General features: G+C 38.8%; 1 protein-coding gene. It reads left to right on the forward strand.

Going from position 1 to position 757, the window contains the following annotated elements; translation table 11 throughout:
- Positions 1 to 703 (forward strand): phage tail tube protein (locus FDW96_RS03115; protein ID WP_137365208.1); only part of this gene is annotated, 703 nt, incomplete at its 5' end.
- Positions 704 to 757 lie beyond the last annotated feature (54 nt).

Genomic DNA, 757 nt, shown 5'->3' on the forward strand with positions numbered 1-757 from the left:
AGGTGCTACCTTACTTCAAGGCGAAATGGTATTCATTCAAACAGACCAATCGCTTAAAGAAGACATTTTAGGTCAACAAAGAACAGAAAATGGCTTGGGTTGGTCTCCTACTGGTAATTGGAAAACGAAATGTGTTCAATACCTTATTAAAGGGCGTAAGCGTGATAAAGTTACAGGGGAATTTGTTGACGGTTATCGCGTAGTCGTTTATCCAAATTTGAGACCAACAGCAGAAGCAACAAAAGAATCAGAAACAGATTCAGTTGACGGTGTAGACCCTATCCAATGGACTTTGGCAGTACAAGCGACTGAGTCAGATATTTATTTGAATGGCGGTAAAAAAGTCCCTGCTATTGAGTACGAAATTTGGGGAGAACAAGCAAAAGATTTCGTCAAGAAAATGGAAAGTGGTTTATTCATTATGCAACCTGATACAGTTCTAGCTGGTGGAATTACACTCGTAGCTCCTGTTATTCCTAATGTGACTACTGCTACAAAGGGTCATAATGACGGAAGAATCGTAGTGCCTGCCACTTTGAAAGATTCTAATGGTGGAACTGTAAAAGTAACATCAGTGATTAATGACGCAAATGGAAAAGTAGCAACAAACGGACAACTTGCTCCAGGTGCCTATAACGTAAAGTTCTCCGCTGAGGGTTATAAAGATGTTACCGCAGGAGTTTCAGTAACTGACCATTCATAAGACTAAAAATAGATTAAGTAAAGGAATATAAAATAAAATGGCAAAACAATTGAG

Source organism: Citrobacter sp. TBCS-15, from assembly GCF_005280815.1.
Classification (GTDB): Bacteria; Pseudomonadota; Gammaproteobacteria; order Enterobacterales; family Enterobacteriaceae; genus Citrobacter; species Citrobacter werkmanii.